We start from the raw sequence: 20444 nt of genomic DNA, 5'->3' as shown, positions 1-20444 counted from the left end.
AATAGTAAGAAAGGAGAATATCATGAGCACACTCTCAAAAAAAGCACCAGAATTGGTAAGACATATTTTAATGAGTTTTTATGTAAATCGAGATATTAATGAGGTATTAAAATATATGTCAAAAGATATTACTTGGATTGGTCCAGGAGAACAAGAATTTCTCACTTCTTTTAATGAAATAAAAGACTATTTTTATGCTGGTCAAAACGAAGTTCCTTCTTGTGATATGAATAATGAAATATTTGAAGTTGTAAGTGAAGATAAATATAGATGTATCGTAGTAGGAAAATATACTATTCGTACTAAAGAAAATGACCAAATGATTTTAGAGGTATGTCAGCGTTGTACATTTGAAATAATTGAAAACAATGGACAATTATTGGTGAGACATATGCACATATCAAACCCATACAGTGAAATGCAAGTTGATGAATTCTTCCCTAATAAAATAGGAACACAAAGTTATGATTATTTGCAAAGATTACTAAAGGAAAAGACAGAAGTAATCGAAATGATTACCAATAATATCAATGGTGGATTAAAAGGAAGCAATGATGATGATACATATTCATTTTTCTATGTCAATGAGGGATTACCTAAAATATTAGGATATACATATGATGAGTTTATGGAAATGAGTGGTGGCTCTGCAGTAGGTGCTGTATACCCACCAGATTTACCTAAAGCACTAGAAGATTGTGAACGATGTTTTGCAAAAGGCTCTACCTATTCATCTGAATATAGAATACGTAAAAAAGATGGAACATTAATGTGGGTATTAGATTCTGGAATGAAATCATTAAATAGTGATGGTATTGTAAAAATCAATAGCATTATTACAGATATCACTCAACTAAAAAATATAGAATCTGAATTAAAGTTAGAGAGAGAACGATATCGTATTGCTTTACAAAATATTACAGATATTATGTTTGAATATGATATTGAAAATGATAATTTTGTAATATATCAACGAGTTGAAATAGACCGAAAAATTGAACTAGAAAATTTTGAAACAAGAAATTATTCCAACATATTAAAAGATGGGCAAAGTATTCATCTTGATGATATTGGTAAATTATTAGAAGTACTTCGTGGAAACCTTCATGAAACAATTGAAATACGAAAGTTAGAATCATTAATTAGAGATGAGTGGAGATGGATTCGTGTTCAATGTTCAGTTATTTATGATGGTGATCATAATCCAATCAAAACAATTGGTGTTTTGAAAGATATAACTGAAGATAAATCTAAATTAGAAAAATTAATTGCTCAAACTCAACGAGATCCATTAACACAGCTTTATAATCAAAAAGCATCAGAAAATTTTATAGATGAGTATCTCATCAATACTGAACAAAAAAATAGTGAAGCTTTAATGGTTATTGACATTGATGACTTTAAAACTGTAAATGATACTTTTGGACATTTAGAAGGAAATGAAGTTTTAGTTGCTGTTTCAAAAATATTAATGCAAAATACAGATGATAAGGATATAGTTGCTCGTATCGGCGGAGATGAGTTTATGATATTTATGAAATCGCTATCAAATGATTCTGTAATAAAAAGCATTAATGATATTTTAACTGATGTAAGTAAAATAAAGGCAAAAAACAATCATCAAATAACATTGAGTATTGGCATTGCTTTTGCTACAGATTCAAGTAAATCATATAAAAGCTTATTTTCTAAAGCAGATGAAGCTTTGTACTTAGCTAAAGCAAGTGGTAAAAATTGTTACAGAATATGTGAATAATATATTTATTTAGTATATTCCATATTAATATAAACCTAACTATTTTTATTACAATATTACATTATAAACTATTCTATTATAATTATATTTTTTTATTATTTTTTTGAAAATGATAATATAATTATAATAATCTCAAATAACAAAAAGGGGTTATCTCAAAATGAAAATTTGAATCATCTCCTTTTACTTTTATAAAACCTTTGAAATTACTATTATTTAATAAAATTTATAATTATTTACTATTTGCTGTTGACATTGGTACTATACCATAGTTTATCATCTATATTAGTAATAAATAAAATTATTAATTAATAGTTTCATAATTTTTATAATAGCTTTACAAGGAGTGATAATAAATGGATACAAAAATATCTATAGACGAAAACATAAGTTTGGGCAAAAGGTTTTTTAAATACTTAGCTCCATCTGTAGTTGCAATGTGGGTTTTCTCATTGTATACAATGGTTGATGGAATATTTGTAAGTAAAGGAGTTGGAGAATTAGCCTTAGCTGCTGTTAATATATCTATGCCTTTTATTAATTTTATATTTGCAGTTTCTTTGTTATTTTCAACTGGTGCCTCTACTATAATTGCAATTTATCTGGGTAAAAAAGATATCAAATCTGCAAATGAAGTTTTTTCATTTAACTTAGTATCAATAATTATACTATCATTAATTATATTGGCAGTAACCTTTTTTAACTTAGATAGATTGGCACTATTTTTAGGTGCCACAGAATCTACAATCGGTATGGTTAAAGACTACCTAGGAATAATAATATTTTTTAATGGTTTCTTTATAGTTTCCTATTCTTTAGAAGTTATAATAAAAACTGATGGATTCCCAATATTGGCTACTGTTGGTGTTATAATATCAGCCCTTACAAACATCATACTAGATTATTTATTTGTAATAGAGTTTGGATGGGGCGTAAAGGGTGCTGGGATTGCGACTGGTTTGTCTCAAGTTTTTTCTACTGTTTTTTTCTTAATACACTTTTTGAGAAAAAACTCAACTTTGAATTTTTCTAAATTTAAGGTTAATTTTAAGACACTTAGAAAAATTCTATTTATAGGTTTCCCTGATTCAACTACTGAATTAAGTTGTGGTATAGTTGTTTTACTTTTTAACTTGAGCCTTACTAAATATATAGGAGAAAATGCTCTTATTTATTATAGTGTTATAAACTATATAAACACATTGGTTCTTATGACTATGATGGGTATAACTCAGGGTATGCAACCACTTACTAGTTTTTATTATGGTGCAGGCAACATCGATAATGTAAAGAAATTATTGAAGATGGGAGTAAAAGCTACAATAATAGCTTCAATAGCTGTATTTGCAATCTGTATGACTTTTTCAGAATCAATAGTTTCTCTGTTTATTCACCCAGAAGAGACTCTATTATTCAATGAAGGAGTTCGTGTATTTAAAATATTCTCCATATCATTCTTATTAGTTGGATTTAATGTAATAATTTCAGGATTCTTTGTTTCAGTAGAAAAACCATCAATTTCTACAGTTATATCTCTTGGTAGAGGACTTGTAATTGTCTCTCTAAGTTTAATTGTAATGATACTAATGTTTGGTGGTCAAGGAATATGGATGACTACTATTGTTTCTGAATTTATATGTCTTATTGCATCAATGATTTTCCTAAAAAAGAATTTTTCTACACTAGATTCTAGTCTAAAAAAAATAGCTTAAACAAAAGTAATAATAATATATAAAATAAAGAATACCTATTATACAATCTTAATGTATGCAAATATCGATACTTTGCATACATTAAGATTGTATAATAGGTATTTTATTTATGTACTTATTTTATTTCTAAATAGCCATAACCATCTTTTATTACATTTCCTTTTACTTCATATTCTACAGGAGTTCTAAATACTGGTCCATCTACTACAAATGTATGATATTCTCCATGCTCTCCACATGGGTCTGACCCTGTTTCTTTTATCTTTTTCACAAGTTCTCTAGTTAATTTTTTTCCTAAAAATTCCTCTCCTAAATGCTTTAAGTTTACTTTTGTTATGACACTACAAAATCCACTATCTATAAATTCATATACCAATTCCTCTCTGCTTTCTTGCCACAATGGTAGTTCTACCTTCATACCAACTGCATCACATCTGTCAGAGTCCCATTTTTTGTGACTTTCTATATCTATATCTCCATATGCACATATTGTTGCTCCCATGTTTTTAGCTTTTATTAAAGCTCTCTCAAAACTCTCTTCATACCCTTCTACTCCACATTCAGCAACTAACAGAGGTAGTCCGATACTATCACTTACTTGTTTAAGCATCTTATGCTCTAAGTTATGAGTCCATGATTTTCCATGTTCTTCACTTATAGTTGTCAAGAGTGCCACAGGCTTATATCCTTTTTCCAACATTCTATTTAATGCTAATATACTATCTTTACCACCACTAAATGACATTACAAATTTTTCATCAGCCATTCCTAACACCTCTTTCTTTTAACTTTACTTGCTATCCTAATTATACCAAATTTTTAAGTTATATAGCAAATTATATGGTATTTTAAATCATTAGTTTACTATAAAGAATGTACCTAAAATTAAAAGTATAACCCCTATGTATTTGTATAAATGCATTGTTTCTTGTCCCAAAATCACGCTATCAATAAAAAAGCCGATTAGAACCTGAGACACAAGTGTTAATATAAGTGTATTTGATACCCCTAAGTTTGGAATTGCTTTTACTGTAAAATATATTATTAGTCCTCCAAATACTCCTCCTAACAATAACTTATAATTAAAATCATTTAAAGATACTAAACATTTTAAATCCCCAGCAACTATTATGCTTGCTAAAAAAAATATTGCTCCTACAGTCAAACTTATAAAGGTGGCAACCAATGCTGTTGTACTCTTACCTAGTTCTCCATTTATAAAAGCTTCAAGAGCAGTAGACCCACCTGCCAATAATGCAAATATTATTGCCCATAATTTTGTCATGGACAAACCTCCTCCTGTATAATTCTATTAATAAGAGTTTATGATACAACCTATTAATTAATTACTAAGTAGAGTTTTATTTTTATACTATGTGGCTTTATTTGAATATGAATTTCTGTTATAATTGTTCTATTGATTTTGGAGGTGATTTTATGTATACAAATTTTAATATCAATTTTGATAACTTTAATAAAAAAGAAAATGCTACTAAATTTATGATAATGGGAGTGTTACTTGTTATATTGGGATTCTTGTGCCTTACGTTTAAGACTCTAGGTATAAAATTAATCTCTTGGACTTTTGGGGTTGCACTTTTATTCTTTGCATATTTAAATCTTAAAAACATCAATGAGTTAAAAAGATATGCTACTAAAGAAGAGATTAAACCATCTACCAATGTTCAATGGATTCTAATAGTTACATGTATACTACTTTTTGTATTTCCTCAAAAAATACAAAGTATTTTCTCATTACTTTTGGGATTTTATTTAATTTTTAATCAGCTTGTAGTATTTGTAAATAGTAAAAATAATCCATATTCTAAGTTTACAACTTGGAATATAGTTAAAACTTTATTTGGTATATGCCTTATATTGTCACCACTATTTTTATCTAGATTTATAGTCTTAATAATGTCATTTTTCATAATATTATTTGGACTTGCTCTATTTTTTTCTGGAAACAAATCTAGAAAATATTAATTATTTTATTGCTTTATTTTGCCTTACTTAAAATAGAATTTGTTTAAGTCACCTATTTGTGGTAATATGTTTTTTGTACAAATTTAATGTACAATTTTATTAGAAATAGGTGATTACTTTGGATAAATTTAAATATGCTTTTGATAATAAAAGATATCATACTTGGAATTACTACCTTAGAAATACATTTGGAGAAAAAGTCTTTAAAGTATCAATAAATGCAGGATTTACTTGCCCAAATATTGACGGAAGTATTGGCTATGGTGGTTGTACTTATTGCAGTAAAGAAGGTTCAGGCGACTTTGCTGGAAATCCTAAGGATAATCTTATTAATCAATTTTATAATATAAGAGAAATGATGTTAAAAAAATGGCCTCATGCTAAATATATTGGCTATTTTCAAGCTTATACAAATACTTATGCACCTCTTGAGATTTTAAAAGAGAAATATGAAACTATACTATCTCTTGATGATGTTATAGGTCTTTCAATCTCAACAAGGCCTGACTGTTTGCCAGATGATGTAGTCGATTATCTATCTGAACTTAATGAAAGAACTAATCTATGGGTTGAACTTGGACTTCAGACAATTCATGATTCTACATCTAAAATTATAAATAGAGGACATGATTATAAAGCATTTGTTGAAGGTGTGGAAAAATTAAAGGCTAAAAATATAAAAGTAGTTGTACACATTATAAATGGTCTACCTGGTGAAGATTATAATATGATGATGGAAACTGCTAAGGCAGTCGGAAAAATGAATGTAGATGGTATAAAAATACATCTATTACATGTTATAAAAGATACTCCGATGGAGAAAATGCTTCAAAATGGGATGTTAACTCTTATGAGCCAAGATGAATACATCAATCTTGTTTGTGACCAACTAGAAATATTACCTGAAACTATGATAATTCATAGACTTACTGGTGACGGTAAAAGAGATGAACTTGTTGGACCTTTATGGAGTTTAAAAAAATGGGAGATTTTAAATCAAATTGATGATACATTAAAATCTCGAAAGTCCTATCAGGGATGTAAATTTATTCAAGATTAAATAATGATTAACATATTAAATAGTGATTAAAGATAACATAATAACTATAGATATATTTATAGAAAATATAAATCTATCTATAGTTATTTTATTCTATAGTTATTTTATTGTTCACAAATCAAATTTCATGTTAAAAATTACAATAAAAAATACCCCTATACAAATGTACAAGGGCAAAATATATAGTCTTAAATACTTTCTGTTTTTTCAGTTTGTTTTAATTTATTAGACTTATAAAACATTTTTATTCCATCATAAGAAAGATTAAGTGATGTTACAGCTGATATCAACATTAGCATCACTCCAAACAGCTTTCCTATAGAAAAACTTTCTCCTAACATAGTGCATCCAATTATAACAGAACCAACTAATTCTACTGATGCTACAACACCTGCAACAGATAGCTCTACACCTTTAGATATGCCTGCTGCATAAAAAATATATGCAAGTGCTGCTGGAACAACTCCTAACATCAACATACAAGATAAAATATTTAAATCTTTAGCATAATTTAATATTTCCCATGGTCTAGCAGAAGGAATCATAAATATCGCTCCAAATAAAAAGCTGTAAACTAATATTGTTGAACTTGAAAATTCCTTTAAAGCATTCTTACTAATAGTTGGCATAAGTGCATACGCTATTGCAGATAATATTCCAAGTAACAAGCCCATAGTACTTAAGTTTTGAAAATTCAAACTTCCACCAGTTACTGCCATAATAGCACCAATAAAGCAAAAAATCAGCGAAAATATTTTACTTTTAGTAATACTCTCTTTATAAAAAAATTTTGAAAATACAGCTAAAAACAATGGCGATGTATACAATAAAACTGCTGATACAGATACACCTACAGTATCAATAGCTTTAAAGTAACATAAATTAAACATAGCTTGACATATAATTCCTATTATTACTGAATAAATAATTCCTTTTTTGTTTATTTTTAAAATATGTGGTGTTCTTATAGCTGAATAAACACCTAAAACTATAAATCCAAAAAATAATCTTGTAAATGCTACTTGTTCTGATGTCAGTCCATTTCCCATCAAAAACTTTCCAAACAACCCAAGTGTAGCCCATAAGATTCCTGCTGTTGCTATAAATACATACCCTTTACTTTTTTCTCCCATCTTAAATACCCCTCTACTATTATTTAGTCAATACACATCATTTTTATCAAGCAAAAAACATGCCAATTTTATTTTATTTATATCGACACTAAAAACTTAGAATTTGCAACAATATTACTAGTTTTTCAACTTTTCTATAGTAATTTCAAGTATATTTTAAGTTGATTTAGACTCGTTTTAACTGTAAAATAAGTTATATATAACTTATTTAAAGTTAAAATAGACTGAAATTTATGTATTATATAAAGATTATACTTTTAATTATATTTAATAAATTAAACCTATTTTAATATATCAGTAAAAATTTAGGGGGTAAATAGGGAAAATGGATTTAGATTTAGAGTTTTATAAAAAAATATTAGAGGCTTCTCATGATGAAATATGTGCATCTGATGATAAAGGTATAATAATATATTGTAATAAGGCATTTGAAGAAAATTATGGTCTAAAAAAAGAAGATATTTTAGGAAAAAACGTTTCTTTCTTAGAAGAATCTGGATATTCAACAAAAAGCCCCATACCAGTGGTATTGAGAACAAAGTCTAAATTTTCACTTGAACAGGATACTCAAACAGGAAAAAAACTTATTATAACTGCAAGCCCTGTATTTGATGAAAATGGCGAGCTAGAATTCACTGTTGAAAATTGTAGAGATATAACCGAGCTTAATAATATAAAAAATAAACTTGAAGACACAAAAAAACAAGTAAAAAGATACAAATCTGAGGTGGAAACACTATATAGAACAGCTCTTAGGATTGAAGATACAGTAATTATGTATGGTGTAGTTATGAGACCTATTATGAATACAGTTAACCATGTTTCTAAAACTGATGTAAGCGTACTATTATTAGGAGAATCTGGAACAGGAAAGAGTTCACTTGCTAGATATATACATCACAACAGCAACAGGGCAAGTGGTTCATTTATAACTATAAACTGTGCAACCATATCTCCACAACTACTTGAATCTGAACTTTTTGGATATACTTCAGGTGCTTTTACAGGTGCAAGTACCAAAGGTAAAGTTGGTCTTGTGGAATTGGCTAATGGAGGAACTCTTTTTTTAGATGAAATAGGTGATATACCACAAAATCTACAGGCAAAATTTTTACAATTGATACAAGATAGGACTTTTACTCCTGTTGGAAGTTTAAAAAATAAAAAAGTTGACATAAGAATTATATCTGCTATAAATGCTGACTTAATTTCTAAAGTAAAAGAAAAAAAATTTAGAGAAGATTTATATTATAGATTAAATGTTATAGAAATAAAACTCCCTCCACTTAGAGAAAGAAAAGATAATTTAGTAGAGATTATAAAATATTATTTTAATAGATATTCAAGTGACTTTAATCTAAACAAGACAATTTCAAAAGAAGCTATAAGTATTATTGCAAACTACAGATTTCCAGGTAATATAAGAGAGTTACAGAATATAATTCAAAAAATCTTACTTACTTGTAGAGATAATCATATAACAACAGACGATTTACCAAGTATACTCACTAAAAATGTAAACACTGTCAATAGTGGAAATAATTCTCCAACATATACAACTGATGTAGATAATTCTCTACCTATTGATTATAAAAACAAAAACTTTAACACTTTAATTATGGAGTATGAAAAAAATGTAATTTTGGATGCTTATGAAAAATTGGGCAGTTCTTATAAAGTAGCTAGACTCCTTGAAATTTCTCAATCTAAAGCTAATAGACTAATTAGAAAGTATACTAATACTTAATTTTAAATTTGATAAATAAAAACTTAACATTATTTACATATTGTAAATTTCGCCAATTACTGGTATTATGAATATGGTTGAAATTATTTAAATAAATGTGATTGACTTAATTTCATATATTTACCATTAAACTTTTATCATAAATATCATATCATAATAATATATTTAATAAGTCTAATAAACTATACGAGGTGTAAATATGTTAATGAATACCCATTTTATTATGGCAAAATCGATACTTAATAATATAGATGAAAATAAAACATTCTTTATAAGCGAAAAAAATTTTATATATGGCAATATAAAACCAGATGCTTTTTCTAAATACAAATTAAAAAAACATTATATGGATGAATCATTTAATATGGTTGCTTCTAAAATAAAATATCTGTGCAGTCTTACTATAGACAGCGTTTCTAAATATTTTTCAGTAAGTAGACTTAGTCAAGAACTTGGTGTTATCTGCCACTTTTTATGCGATTTTTTCTGCTTAGCTCATAGTGAGCGCTGGGAATTTAAGCATAGTTTGAACAAACATGTCACTTATGAAAGAGAACTTGGAGCATTTGCAAAGGATGTTGATTTATCTAAAATTAAAGGTAGTACTATAAATAACGGATTTGAAAAATTTTTTGTTAAACTTTACAATGAATACAAAAATAAAAGCGACTATATGAATGATTTAAAATTTTCAGCATATACTTGCAATAGTGTTATAAATTATATATTAGATTCTATTTTAGCTAATACAATAAAATCATACCATATAGCAAATTGTGGTTAACTTAAGAATTTTAAACTGACAATTAATACAATCAAAATGACTGCTCTACAGAATATAAAATCTAGTTTTATAATTCTCTTGAACAGTCATTTTTTTATACTGAATAGGTAATACCTTATAAAATTGATTACTTAGTAAATCAACATACAAAAATAACTTACTAGTTTTTTATTACTTAACATCAATCTTATATCTAATTATTTATTTTTATTATAGCATCTATAGCACTTTTTACACTATCTACTACATAATTTGCACTTTGTTTTACTTCTTCTCTTGCCTTTGACATTACAAAACTGTATTTAAAGCCTTCTAACATACAAATATCATTTGGAGAATCTCCAATAGTAGCAACTTCATCTGGACTTACATTCAGAGTTTTTATTACATGTTCTATACTACCTCTTTTTGATACACTTTTAGGAACTATGTTTAAAGTATAAGTACTAGAAAAATATATTTCCAACACTTCGCTAAACTCACTTTTTAAATATAACTCTATTCTAGACAACTCTTCTAAATTTTCAGAGCATATACCAATATTACCTATAAGATTATCAAAACTATCTCTTTTCTCAAAATCAGGGTCCACTATAAAATCACTAGAATAATGTCTAAAAGCTGTCGTATCACTATCTACAATTACATCTCCTTTATATTTAAAATACAATTGTGCATCAGTTGATTCAAATCTATCAATAACTTTTTTTACTAATTTATCATCTATAGTTTGCTTAAAAATCACATTATAATCTTTATCATGTATAAATGCGCCATTTTCACATATATAATAGCCATTCATATCTAAGCTCCCTTCAATAATATCACGAGCTTGCTTAAAAACCCTACCTGTAGCAACATTAAACTGTACTCCGCTTTTTTCTATTTCCTCAATTGCTGTTATGTCCTCTTTTGTTATAGCTCCATTTTCATATAAAGTTCCATCTAAATCACAAAATATATGTTTTATCATAAATTAAAAGCCTCCAAAAATGATTTTATATTATACCAATACTTTAAATATGCCCAATATCATAATAATTTAAAGTTTTTCTAATTGTATTCTCAGTTCATTAAGTAAATCTCTAGTAGCTCTTAATCTTATCTTTCTTCTATCTCCATTAAATATATTTTTTTTCACTATTATCTTTCCATTTATATATATTGCAGTATAAACCAGTCCTACAGGCTTTTCCTCAGTCCCTCCACCAGGTCCAGCTACTCCAGTTGTAGATATGCCTATATTAGCTCCAAGCCCTTTAGCAATGCCCTCAGCCATTTCTATTGCTGTTTGCTCACTTACTGCTCCAAAGTCTTCTAAAGTTTCTTTTTTTACTCCCAATCTTTTCATTTTGGCTTCATTAGAATATGTTACACATCCTTCAAGAAATACAGAAGATATTCCTGGATAGTTTATAAGAGATGAAGATAGCAAACCTCCAGTACAAGATTCAGCCACTGCTATTGTTAAGTTTTTTTCTACAAGAAGCTTAGAAACAGCATCCTCTAATGCAGACTCTCCTTCAGATACTGAAATATCGCCTTCAGTATATACATATTTCCCTACTCTGTCTTTTATCTTTTCTTCTACTGGTTTTATCAATTCAAAAGCTAGTTCTTCATTTTCAGCTTTTGCAGTTATTCTTATTGTAACTTCTAATTCCTTTGCATACAAAGCAACTGTTGGATTAGTTTGCTCATCAATTATATCTAAAATTTCCAATTCTAGATTTGACTCACCTATTCCATACAATCTTAAAGTTTTTGATACTAGCATTTCCTTTGTAAATTGTTGTAGGTAAGGTTTGACACTCTCATTAAACATTGCCTTCATTTCTCTTGGAGGTCCAGGTAGTACTATTATACTTTTATCATCTTTCTTTAAAATTGCTCCTGGTGCTGTTCCATTATTATTTTTTAATACTATAGCATCCTTTGGAAAATATACCTGTTTCATATTATTTTCAGCCATTGTCTTTCCTGTTTTAACAAAGAATGATTCTAAGACTTCTAATGATGGTTTATGTAATTCTAATTCTTGTCCAAAATACTCTGCTGCAGTTTCTTTTGTCATATCATCACCAGTTGGTCCAAGACCTCCTGTAGTAATTACTAAATCACTTCTTTTTAAGCTTTCATCAAAACATTCTAAGAGTCTCTGCTTATTGTCTCCAACTGTACTTTGATGATATACTTCTATTCCCAATGCTGCAAGTTCTTTAGCTAAAAATTGAGAGTTAGTATTTACTATATCTCCCAACAATATCTCTGTTCCTACACTTATTATTTCTGCTTTCAAATTTTATCACTCCTTGATTTATAGCCATTAAGACTAGTCTTAAGTTCATACCACTAATTTTAGCAAAAATAAGAACATAAATAAAGTTAAAAAATCATTCAACTCTATCTGTAAGTTAGATTATCACTCTAAAACCACACATAATATAAACTTAGCATATAGTGGTACTTTCATCATCAACCATTAATTCATATAATTAAGTAAGTAAATTAAAAAATTTAATTTAAAAATAATAAAATTTAAAATAGGAGTGTATAATATGAAAATAGCAGTTATAATGGGTGGAATATCATCAGAGAGAGAAGTTTCTCTAAATTCAGGAAAAGAAATATATAATAACCTTGATAAAAGTAAATACGATGTTGTAAAGGTAATAATAGATGATAAAAGAGATATATTTACAAAAATACCAGAAGATACAGATTTTGCAGTACTAGCACTACATGGAAAATTTGGTGAAGATGGATGCATTCAATCAGTACTTGAGACTATGGATATACCATATTCTGGATGCGGACCTCTTTGTAGTGGAATGTGTATGGACAAAAATATCACTAAAAAAATGCTTAGAGATTCAGACCTTCCTACTGCTCCATGGGCTTTAGTAAAATCAGTTGATGAAATAAATTATGATGAGATAGATAAAATAGGATATCCAGTATTTATAAAACCAAATTCAGGAGGTTCAAGTGTTGCTACATTCTTTATTCATTCCAAAGATGAAGTTGAAGAAGCAGTTCGTAAAGGTTTAGAAGTTGATGAGTTTGTAATGATTGAAAAATATATACCAGGTGGAGAATATACTTCATTTATATTAAATGGCGAAGTATTTCCTACTATATCTATAAAATCAGACTCAGGATTCTTTGATTACGAAGCTAAATACTCACTTGAAAAAGGAGCAAAAGAAGAAGTTGTTTATTTAGATGATGAACTCCAAAAAAGAGTAAATGAGATTTCTGAAACTTGTTGGAAAATTTTTAATTGCAAAGCATATGTAAGAGTTGATATGATTATAAGTGAAGGTATTCCTTATGTTCTTGAGCTAAATACTCTTCCTGGCATGACTAAAACTAGTTTAATACCTAGAAGTGCTGCTGCTAAAGGTCTTGAGTATAGCCAATTATTAGATAAACTTATAGAATACTCTTTAAATTAGATAATACAATTTGAGGTGGTAATTTGATATTTTCAAATCTAAGATTAAATGATAGTGAACCAATTTATATACAAATTAAAAATTATATAAGTGATATGATATCAAAAGGATTAATTCCAGACAATAGTAAGCTCCCTTCTACAAGGGAGCTTAGTCAGCTTTTACAAGTTAGTAGAAATTCCATAGTCTTAACTTATGAAGAACTAAAATCAGAAGGCTTAATCTACTCTGTTTCAGGAAAAGGTACATTTGTTAATTCAAAAAATAAATCTTCAAACACTACATGGTCTTTAAATTGGGATTGTTTAGAGAATACATACTCTAAAAAAGCTAATGAATTAGATATTATAAAAAGCGAAATACCTTGGAGCTCTAACCTAATATCATTTAAAAGTATATCTCCCGATGGAGATTTATTTGATATGGAGGAATTAAAAAAATCTTTTTTAAATAGAATCTCATTAGAAGGTCACAAACTACTTAACTATGGATATGCACAAGGTTATAAACCTCTTATTGACTATTTGCTGGAATATATGACAAATAAGGGGGTTGATATTAATAACAAAGATATATTAATTACAAATGGATTTACAGAAGGCTTTGATATTATTATGTCCTCTTTCACTCAAGAAAAAGACTATATAATCTGTGAAAATCCTACTCACAACACAGCTATAAAAATTATGAAGTCACACAATCTCAATATTTTAGGTGTGGATATATGTGAAAATGGTTTAGATTTCAATATTCTCGAAAATCGTTTAATTGAGTACAAAAATAAAATAAAATTTGCATATATTACGCCTTCTTATCACAATCCAACGGGAATTGTAATGACTCCTGAAAATAGATATAGATTCTATAATCTTATGAAAAAATACAATATAGCAATTATAGAAGATGGCTTTAATGAAGAGTTACTCTACAATAGTTCTCATATATTTCCCATCTGCTCTCTTGATAATATGAATAATGGCGTTGTGTATATTGGTAGTTTTTCAAAAATTTTATTTCCTGGAATGAGGATTGGATGGATATTTGCAGATAAAAAAGTTATAGATAAGTTAGAAAGTGTAAAAAGGTGCAGAAATATACATGTATCTTTTTTAGACCAAGGTATTTTATTTGATTATTTAAGTAATGGGGGATTTGAAAAATACGTAAAAAAAATACGTAAATTCTATGGGGATAAATTTAACTTCGCCTATGAATGTGTAAAAAAATATATACAAACGGAATATATCTTAGGTGATGGTGGCTTGCATATATTTATAAAGCTTAAGAATATAGATACTAGAAAGTTACTAGAAAAATGTTATAAAAAAAATGTTATCTTCATGCCTGGAGATTTATTCTTTACAGATGGCTCTGGTTCTGACACTTTAAGACTTGGATTTTCGAGACTCTCTTTTGAGGATATTGAAACTGGTATAAAAATAATAGGAGAAACTATAGATGAAATGTCCTAGGTTAACTAAATATTGTTAGCCTAGTTTATTTTTATGATGTATAATATATATAGTTTATATGAATCTAACATGGGGGATAATATGAGTAAAAAGTCAAAACGAAAGAAGATTAATAAATTAAAACTAACAATTGTAATAACTGTATTATTTCTTGCCTTACTATCTATATATGAGATATTTTTCTCTAAATCCAACAAAGAAGATAATATAAAAAGTCAAGAAACTATGCAAGATAAAAATAATACAACAGATGATTCTAAAAATAATCAAAACTCTATCAAAAAGCAGGAAGATAACAATATTAAGCCTACTTTTTCATCTTCTTCAATACCAGATAATATAAAAAACAAAATGATTGGTAAATCTATGCCTTCTGATGAACCTATAAGTTTTGATAGTTTATCTTACTTGAAACTTACCTACTACGGATTTGATGAAAAAACTCATCAAGGTGAGATGATAGTAAATAGTGAACTAGCTCCAGAAGTTGTCGATATTTTTAAAGAATTATATGAAAAAAAATATCCAATTGAAAAAATTAAATTAATAGATGATTATGACGCTGTAGATGAAAAATCTATGTCTGATAATAATACATCTGCATTTTGTTATAGAACTATAGCTGGTACAAATACTGTCTCAAATCATGGTAAAGGACGTGCTATAGATATAAATCCATTGCAAAACCCACATGTTTCTGGAGACAATGTTAGCCCTAAGGTAAGCACTGTTTATGCAGATAGGTCTGCTTTAAAATTTGGAATGATAAAAAAGGGTGATGATTGTTATAATGCTTTTGTAAGCAGAGGTTGGAGTTGGGGTGGATATTGGAAAAACCCAGATTACCAACATTTCGAAAAATAATAGATTAGAAATAAAGGTGAATTATATGAATTTAATGACATTGGAAAACATAAGTAAAAGCTATTCTGAAAAAAAATTACTTGAAAATATATCTCTTGGTATCAATGATGGAGAAAAAATAGGACTTATTGGTGTAAATGGTACTGGTAAATCTACTTTACTTAAAATCATTGCAGGAGCTGAAGAAAGTGAAACTGGCAATATAACAAAGGCTAATGGTACTAGAGTAGAATACCTTCCTCAAAACCCAACTTATAATGAAAATTCAACTGTTCTAGAACAAGTATTTAATGGAACTTCAGAAGAATTAAAACTACTTGGTAAGTATCAAGAAACTTTAGAAAAACTTAATTCTAATTTTACAGATGAACTAAATAAAAAATTATTATCTATGCATGAGAAGATAGATGCTTTAAATCTTTGGGATTTAGAAAGTGAAGCCAAATCTGTACTTACTAAGCTTGGTATAAATGATTTTAATCAAAAAATAATAGAGCTTTCTGGTGGTCAAAGAAAAAGAGTTTCTCTAGCCTCAGCTCTTATTACTCCTTGTGAACTTTTAATACTAGATGAACCAACAAACCATCTAGATAACGATACCATCGATTGGCTTGAAGAATATCTAAATTCAAGAAAAGGTTCATTGCTTATGATAACTCATGATAGATATTTTTTAGACCGTGTTACAAATAGAATAGTTGAATTAGATAAAGGTAGATTATTTAGCTATGATGGTAATTATTCAATATTTTTAGAAAAGAAAATGGAAAGACTTACATTAGAATCAAGTATGGAAGATAAACGACAAAATTTAATTAGAACAGAGCTTGCTTGGGTTAGACGTGGAGCTCAAGCTCGTAGTACAAAACAAAAAGCTCGTCTACAAAGATTTGATGAACTCGTAAATAGAGACTCTTTCAAACTTGATGAAAATATCGATATATCTGTTGCCTCAAGTAGACTTGGAAATAAAATAATAGAAATACACAATATATCTAAATCTTTTGAAGAAAATATAGTTATAGATAATTTAGAATATACTTTAGCACGTACAGATAGAATTGGTATAATAGGTAAAAATGGTATGGGTAAATCAACTCTAATAAACATAATAAATGGGAAATTGGACCCTGATAGTGGATATATCTCAATTGGAGAAACTGTAAAAATAGGTTGCTTTTCTCAAGATGATTCTCATATGGACATTAATATAAGGGCTATAGACTATGTAAAAGAAGCTAGCGATTATATAGAAACTTCTGATGGTACTAGGATTACAGCTTCTCAAATGTGTGAAAGATTCCTTTTTAATGGTACTATGCAGTATACTTTGATAGGTAAACTATCTGGTGGTGAAAGAAGAAGACTACACCTTCTTAGAATTCTTATGACAGCTCCTAATGTACTTCTTTTGGATGAGCCTACAAACGACTTAGATATTGAAACACTAAAAATATTAGAGGAATATCTTGATGAATTTAAAGGTGTAGTAATTACAGTATCACATGATAGATACTTCCTAGATAGAATCTGTAATAAAATATTCGCATATGAAGGAAATGGAAAAATTCATATTTATACAGGTAATTATAGTGACTATCTTATTTATAGAGAAATTCAAGGAATTGAATTTGAAGAATCTAAAAAAGAATCACTTAAAAATGATGATTCAACTGCTCCAAAAAAAGAAAAGCCTAAAAATGATAAAAAACTTAAATTCTCATATAATGAGCAAAGAGAGTTTGAAAATATTGATTCTGACATAGAAAAACTTGAATCTAAAATTGCAAAACTTGATGAAAGTACTTCAAAATTTGCAACTGATTTTACTAAACTTCAAGAAATTTTAGATGAAAAATCAAAACTGGAAAAAGAACTTGAGTGCAAATATGAAAGATGGGAATATCTAAATAATTTAGCTGACGAAATAGCTAATAATAAATAATATTAAAACATCTAAGTTTAGTGACCTTTACTTTAAGTTTATAAGTTATAAATATTTAAAAGAGCTATATGTTTTTAAAAACATATAGCTCTTTTATAACTATCTTCTAATTTTTATATTCAGATATATCCTATAATAATTCTTTCTTATATGTCTATATCCATTCTTTCAACATAGTGACAATTGACATCAATATGATTTAAAAAAACCAACAACCTTTCATAAAGTGGATGAGATTCTTCTCCATATTTAGATTCTAAGTTTTCACCTATTTCTCTAACAGTCTTTTGACCATCAATTTGTAAAAATACGAAACTAGAATATTCATCTAGCTCTATTTTTTTATATTTAGGTATTCTAGCTTTTAACTTTCTAAAAAATCTTTGAATCTTATGGTCCTGTTTTTCAAGTATAGTTACAATACTATTTTCATCTACTTCATATTCAAGTCCATCAGTAATTTTAAATACAATATCTAAAACATCATTACTCTTGCTCATTATTTTTTACTTTAGATAAAATAATAGGTAATGCTGTAAGTACAACTAGAACTACTAGTAAAGCAATTGCCATTGAATTTGTCGCAGCAAATCCACTTGGTACTTTTGGAGTTATAACTCCAGTTACTTGTAATATTATACCTATTAAACCAATGATAGATCCACCTGCAACAAGACCAGAAGATAAACTTATACCATTAGAAACTTTAGCTTCTTTTTCTTTTTCAGATTTAGATACTAATTCAACAAATAGACGAATTAACGCTCCAACTAATATTATAGAAGTTGTTGCTATTGGTAAATAGAATCCTATAGCTATAGTCATTATTGGTAATTTTAATGCATATAACACAATTGCCATAAATACTCCAACAATAATCATAACCCAAGGTAAACTACCTGACATAATACCAGAAGTTAATGTTGACATTAAGTTTGCTTGTGGTAGTGCAAATTGTACATTATCACCAGTAGCTTTAAGTTGGTCAGAAAGTAATAAGATTACTCCTACAACAACTATAACACCAACTATACTTGCAATTGTGAAGTAACGTTGCATTTCATTTTTGCTACCACCAATGATGTAAGTTACTTTTTGAGATTGAGTATATCCTCCAGCTATAGCAATAGCAACAACTATAAATGACCCAAATAAAAGTAATGATTTATTAGCTTCTAAATCAGTCCATCCCATTACAACAAATACTAATGTTACAATAACTAAAGAAGCTATAGTCATACCAGAAACTGGAAGATTTGATGTTCCTATTGTTCCTGTTAAACGTCCAGCTACTATGACGAATAATAAAGATAATAAAAGAGATATGATAGCTCCAATAATTGCCATAGCAATGTTACCAGAAATTAAGAACGCTGCTAAGAATCCAACTACTACTCCACCTAATAAAAGTATCATTTGTATAGATGAACCTTCTTCTGCATCTCCAGTACTTGATTTAGCTTTAAGTGTTTCTTTTATAGAAGCGATTATAGTTGGGATAAGTTTTATTGCACCAATAATACCTCCACAAAGCATCATCCCAGCACCTATATATTTTACATAACTACTAGATATAGCTCCAACATCCATTTGGTTAAGAGGCATTGCAGTATTATTCCATACCATAGCTCCATCTTTAGCCATATCAGTAAAGTAACCTATTAAAGGCGCAATACCAAAGTTTGATAAGATACTTCCTGCAAACATTGTTAAAGAAACTTCAAGCCCTACTATAAACCCAATTCCTAAAAGTAGAGGGTTTACTTCAATATCAAATTTCCATTTGTAGAATTTACTTCCTACAAGACTCATTACGTTGTTTGCTACATTTAAAAATGAACCAGTTAATACAGTGATAAATCCACTTATTACAAATCCAATTCCCATGTATTTAATTGAGTCTCCACCAGCCTCTGAAGCAACAAGTGTTTCAGATATAGCCATTGATTCTGGGTACATAAGTTTACCATGTTCTTCAACTATTAAATAATTGTGAACTATTGCTGCAACTCCTATACCAAATAAAACACCACCAACTCCAACAGCTAAGCCTTCTAAAAATGTAATTTGGCTTCCAATTAAGATAACTGCTGGTAATACGAAAATGAATCCACTTGCAACAGATTCTCCACCACTTGACATACCTTGGATTAAATTCTTACCAAGAATACCCTTTTGACGAGCAAATGCTCCAACAAAAGCAGAACCTATTATAGCTCCTGGAATACCTGCTGCAACTGTAAGACCAGCTTTCATTCCAGAATAAGTTGTAGATGCGGCAAAAATGGCAGCTAAAATAATACCGATAATCAGTACAGCTACATTTCCACCGGTTCTGGACTTATCTGTGATGTATGGAACGTAATCTTTTCCACTAACCTCACCATAAGCTCCCTTAGGTAATTTTTTGTTCATAAAATTTTCACCCCTTTTCAGTTTGTATATATTATAACATATATACATATAAAACTTAACTTTTTATTATTTTACAAATAGCGAGTAAAAACTACTAAAATTTAATCTCATA

The 20444-nt window shown here is 28.3% G+C and carries 17 protein-coding genes; 10 read left to right on the top strand and 7 right to left on the bottom strand.

The annotated features are described in order from the left end of the window. Positions 1-22: 22 nt before the first annotated feature. Both KGF52_RS06715 and KGF52_RS06710 read left to right on the top strand, forming a co-directional pair. Entirely contained in the window at positions 23-1756 is a 1734-nt protein-coding gene (locus KGF52_RS06715; RefSeq protein WP_227839558.1) for a sensor domain-containing diguanylate cyclase, read from the top strand. A gap of 356 nt (positions 1757-2112) precedes the next feature. Next, the gene (locus KGF52_RS06710; RefSeq protein ID WP_227839557.1) at positions 2113-3468 is read left to right on the top strand and encodes an MATE family efflux transporter; all 1356 of its coding nucleotides are present in this window, start codon (positions 2113-2115) and stop codon (positions 3466-3468) included. Between the two features lie 115 nt (positions 3469-3583). Here KGF52_RS06710 and KGF52_RS06705 read toward each other — a convergent pair whose 3' ends face one another. Further along, on the bottom strand, positions 3584-4234 hold the full coding sequence (locus KGF52_RS06705) for a diphthine--ammonia ligase (RefSeq protein ID WP_227434322.1): 651 nt from the start codon (positions 4232-4234) through the stop codon (positions 3584-3586). Between the two features lie 90 nt (positions 4235-4324). Beyond that, positions 4325-4753 (bottom strand): DMT family transporter, encoded by a 429-nt coding sequence (locus KGF52_RS06700; RefSeq protein ID WP_227827286.1) that lies wholly within the window; start codon positions 4751-4753, stop codon positions 4325-4327. A 152-nt stretch (positions 4754-4905) separates the two neighbouring features. On the opposite strand from KGF52_RS06700, the gene KGF52_RS06695 reads away from it, so the two are divergent. Next, positions 4906-5454 carry a DUF308 domain-containing protein gene (locus KGF52_RS06695; RefSeq protein WP_227839556.1) on the top strand — a complete coding sequence of 183 codons (549 nt, stop codon included), beginning with the start codon at positions 4906-4908 and terminating at the stop codon, positions 5452-5454. 118 nt (positions 5455-5572) lie between these two features. Beyond that, entirely contained in the window at positions 5573-6514 is a 942-nt protein-coding gene (locus tag KGF52_RS06690; protein ID WP_227827284.1) for a TIGR01212 family radical SAM protein, read from the top strand. A 188-nt stretch (positions 6515-6702) separates the two neighbouring features. Here the strand turns inward: KGF52_RS06690 and KGF52_RS06685 are convergent, their stop codons facing one another. Beyond that, a complete protein-coding gene (locus tag KGF52_RS06685; RefSeq protein WP_227839555.1) occupies positions 6703-7647 on the bottom strand; it encodes a DMT family transporter in 945 nt (314 codons plus the stop codon). Between the two features lie 325 nt (positions 7648-7972). Here KGF52_RS06685 and KGF52_RS06680 point away from each other — a divergent pair, with 325 nt between their 5' ends. Then, positions 7973-9394, top strand: coding sequence for a sigma 54-interacting transcriptional regulator (locus KGF52_RS06680; protein ID WP_227839554.1), 1422 nt, complete (start codon positions 7973-7975; stop codon positions 9392-9394). 199 nt (positions 9395-9593) lie between these two features. Continuing rightward, the gene (locus KGF52_RS06675; RefSeq protein WP_227827281.1) at positions 9594-10178 is read left to right on the top strand and encodes a zinc dependent phospholipase C family protein; all 585 of its coding nucleotides are present in this window, start codon (positions 9594-9596) and stop codon (positions 10176-10178) included. 193 nt (positions 10179-10371) lie between these two features. Here the strand turns inward: KGF52_RS06675 and KGF52_RS06670 are convergent, their stop codons facing one another. Together KGF52_RS06670 and KGF52_RS06665 are read right to left on the bottom strand one after the other, a co-directional pair. Further along, on the bottom strand, positions 10372-11151 hold the full coding sequence (locus tag KGF52_RS06670) for an HAD family hydrolase (RefSeq protein ID WP_227839553.1): 780 nt from the start codon (positions 11149-11151) through the stop codon (positions 10372-10374). 69 nt (positions 11152-11220) lie between these two features. After that, entirely contained in the window at positions 11221-12477 is a 1257-nt protein-coding gene (locus tag KGF52_RS06665; RefSeq protein ID WP_227839552.1) for a competence/damage-inducible protein A, read from the bottom strand. Positions 12478-12736: 259 nt separating this feature from the next. Here KGF52_RS06665 and KGF52_RS06660 point away from each other — a divergent pair, with 259 nt between their 5' ends. From KGF52_RS06660 to KGF52_RS06645, 4 genes are all read left to right on the top strand, one after another. Then, on the top strand, positions 12737-13636 hold the full coding sequence (locus KGF52_RS06660; RefSeq protein WP_227839551.1) for a D-alanine--D-alanine ligase: 900 nt from the start codon (positions 12737-12739) through the stop codon (positions 13634-13636). Positions 13637-13659: 23 nt separating this feature from the next. Beyond that, the gene (gene ddlR, locus KGF52_RS06655) at positions 13660-15108 is read left to right on the top strand and encodes a transcriptional regulator DdlR (protein WP_227839550.1); all 1449 of its coding nucleotides are present in this window, start codon (positions 13660-13662) and stop codon (positions 15106-15108) included. Between the two features lie 81 nt (positions 15109-15189). Then, entirely contained in the window at positions 15190-15972 is a 783-nt protein-coding gene (locus KGF52_RS06650; protein WP_227839549.1) for a M15 family metallopeptidase, read from the top strand. A 25-nt stretch (positions 15973-15997) separates the two neighbouring features. Continuing rightward, on the top strand, positions 15998-17917 hold the full coding sequence (locus KGF52_RS06645) for an ABC-F family ATP-binding cassette domain-containing protein (protein ID WP_227839548.1): 1920 nt from the start codon (positions 15998-16000) through the stop codon (positions 17915-17917). Between the two features lie 146 nt (positions 17918-18063). On the opposite strand, the gene KGF52_RS06640 is transcribed toward KGF52_RS06645, so the two are convergent. Together KGF52_RS06640 and KGF52_RS06635 are read right to left on the bottom strand one after the other, a co-directional pair. After that, on the bottom strand, positions 18064-18417 hold the full coding sequence (locus KGF52_RS06640) for a PqqD family protein (RefSeq protein ID WP_227827275.1): 354 nt from the start codon (positions 18415-18417) through the stop codon (positions 18064-18066). Continuing rightward, positions 18404-20332: an OPT family oligopeptide transporter gene (locus tag KGF52_RS06635; protein ID WP_227839547.1), complete on the bottom strand. Its 1929-nt coding sequence runs from the start codon at positions 20330-20332 to the stop codon at positions 18404-18406. The genes KGF52_RS06640 and KGF52_RS06635 overlap by 14 nt, the downstream gene beginning before the upstream one ends. Positions 20333-20444 lie beyond the last annotated feature (112 nt).

The sequence above is a fragment of the Clostridioides sp. ZZV15-6597 genome (genome assembly GCF_020657815.1).
GTDB lineage: Bacteria > Bacillota > Clostridia > Peptostreptococcales > Peptostreptococcaceae > Clostridioides.
Note: the sequence above shows the minus strand (reverse complement) of the source record. Positions and strands in the feature narration are given on the sequence as shown.